3 protein-coding genes are annotated in these 2,148 nt (G+C 76.0%); all 3 read right to left on the bottom strand.

The window, feature by feature from the left end; genetic code table 11:
• Window positions 1-915: protein kinase domain-containing protein (locus ACSNOD_RS30660; RefSeq protein WP_436770348.1), on the bottom strand; the 915-nt coding region annotated here is incomplete at its 3' end.
• A 138-nt stretch (window positions 916-1,053) separates the two neighbouring features.
• The gene (locus ACSNOD_RS30655; RefSeq protein WP_436770347.1) at window positions 1,054-1,857 is read right to left on the bottom strand and encodes a thiazole synthase; all 804 of its coding nucleotides are present in this window, start codon (window positions 1,855-1,857) and stop codon (window positions 1,054-1,056) included.
• Window positions 1,858-1,865: 8 nt separating this feature from the next.
• Window positions 1,866-2,081, bottom strand: a complete 216-nt coding sequence (gene thiS / locus ACSNOD_RS30650; protein ID WP_436770346.1) for a sulfur carrier protein ThiS — start codon at window positions 2,079-2,081, stop codon at window positions 1,866-1,868.
• Window positions 2,082-2,148 lie beyond the last annotated feature (67 nt).

Below are 2,148 nucleotides of genomic sequence, written 5' to 3'. Positions count from 1 at the left end.
CGTCCCGGCGGGCGCCTGGTCGGGCGCCTGGTCGGGGCGGGCCCGCGGGGGTATCGCGTCGAGCTGCTCCGCGGTCAGCCGCTCCGCGGCCGCGCGGGCCAGGGCGAGCAGCGCCACGGCGTCGGCCGGCCGCAGCCCGGGGTCGCGCGCCGTGGCGGCGGCGACCAGCGCGTCGAGCTCCGGCGCCAGCCCCGGCACGGCGGCGGACGGCGGCGGCACGTCCTCGTGCAGATGCCGGTAGAGGATGCGGGCGGGGTTCTCCCCGGTGTGCGGCTTGCCACCGGTGAGCATCTCGTAGAGCAGGATGCCGCAGGCGTAGACGTCCACCCGGGCGTCGGCGGTGCCGTGCGCGATCTGCTCGGGCGCCAGGTACGAGGCGGTGCCGAGCAGGGGGCCGGTGGCGGCGGTGGTGGTGTCCACGGCGCGGGCGAGCCCGAAGTCGGCGACCTTCACCCGGCCGTCGTCCCCGATCAGGACGTTCTCGGGCTTCATGTCGCGGTGCACCAGGCCGGCCAGGTGCGCGGCCCCCAGGGCGGCCAGCACGGGCTCCAGCACGTCGAGCGCGGCCCGCGGCCGCAGGGCGCCGCGCTCGCGCAGCACGTCACGCAGGGTGCAGCCGGCGACGTACTCCATGGCGAGGTACACATGGGCGCCGTCGGTGCCCTGGTCGAACACGCCGACCACGTTCGCGTGGTCCAGCCGGGCCGCGGACTTCGCCTCGCGGATGAAGCGCTCGACGAAGGACGCGTCGTCGGCGAGGGCGGGGTGCATCACCTTCAGGGCGAGAACGCGGTCGAGCCGGGTGTCGAGGGCGCGGTAGACCGTGGCCATGCCACCGGCGGCGACGCGGGCGTCGACGCGGTAACGGCCGTCGAGCACCTGACCGACGAGCGGGTCCTGAAGGGTCGTATCCACGCCGGTGAGTGTACGAGCCGCCCATCACCGGTCGGCGCGCGTGCCCCGTGCGACGGGGGATTGCAGCGGAACGGTGACGGTCGTGGTCGGTGCGGTGCGGTGCGGGCCGGGATCGGCCCGGTCCGGGCTCGGGCCGGCTCAGCCTCCGCCGAACGCCGGCCGCTCCGGGTCGAGGGCCGCCCTGCCGGCCATCGGCGACGACGCCTCCGCGAAGTGGCGCCGGGGAATCCGCCCCGCCCGGTACGCCAGCCGCCCCGCCGCCACCGCGTGCCGCATCGCCTCGGCCATGAGCACCGGCTCCTGGGCGCGGGTCACCGCCGAGGCCAGCATCACCGCGGCGCAGCCCAGCTCCATGGCGAGCGCCACGTCCGACGCCGTACCGGCCCCCGCGTCGAGGATCACCGGGACGCCGGCCCGCTCGACGATGAGCTGGAAGTTGTGCGGGTTGCGGATGCCCAGCCCGGACCCGATCGGCGAGCCGAGCGGCATGATCGCCGCGCAGCCGACGTCCTCCAGCCGCCGGGCGAGCACGGGGTCGTCGTTGGTGTACGGCAGGACCGTGAAGCCGTCGTCGACCAGGGTCTCCGCCGCCTCCAGCAGCTCGACGGGGTCGGGCAGCAGGGTCCGTTCGTCGGCGACGACCTCCAGCTTGATCCAGTCGGTGCCGAGCGCCTCCCGGGCGAGCCGGGCGGTCAGTACGGCCTCGCCGGCGGTGAAGCAGCCCGCGGTGTTGGGCAGCACGGAGATGCCCAGCTTCGTCAGTACGGACAGCACCGAGCCCCGTACGGTCGGATCGAGCCGCCGCATGGCGACCGTCGTCAGTTCTGTGCCCGAGGCGACGAGCGCCCGTTCGAGAACGTCCAGGCTGGGCGCGCCACCGGTGCCCATGATCAGCCGGGAGCCGAACAGGGCGCCGCCGAGGGTGAGCGGATCGTCGGCCATGGTCGACGTCACCCTCCCTGGACCGCGGTGAGGACCTCGACGCGGTCGCCGTCGGCGAGCGGGGTCGCCCCCCACCGGCCGCGCGGTACGACGGTCTCGTTGACCGCCGCGGCGACCCCCGAGGGGGCGCGGGTCAGGGCGGCGACGACCAGATCGAGGGTGGTGCCGCCGGGGAACTCCCGGGGCTCGCCGTTCACGGAGAGCCGGAGGGGCGTGGCTGTCATACGGGCTGCTCCTGCGGTACGGGGGCGGGGCCGGGGCCCGCCCGGTCCGCCCGGCGCGCGGCCGCCC

Origin of the sequence: Streptomyces sp. URMC 123, from assembly GCF_051386515.1 — a bacterium.
GTDB lineage: Bacteria > Actinomycetota > Actinomycetes > Streptomycetales > Streptomycetaceae > Streptomyces.
This window is presented reverse-complemented; position numbering and strand designations above follow the sequence as displayed.

Coding starts and splice junctions, on each gene's coding strand:
- ACSNOD_RS30655 (WP_436770347.1), bottom strand. CDS start 1,857: ATGGCCGACGATCCGCTCACCCTCGGCGGCGCCCTGTTCGGCTCCCGG.
- thiS (WP_436770346.1), bottom strand. CDS start 2,081: ATGACAGCCACGCCCCTCCGGCTCTCCGTGAACGGCGAGCCCCGGGAG.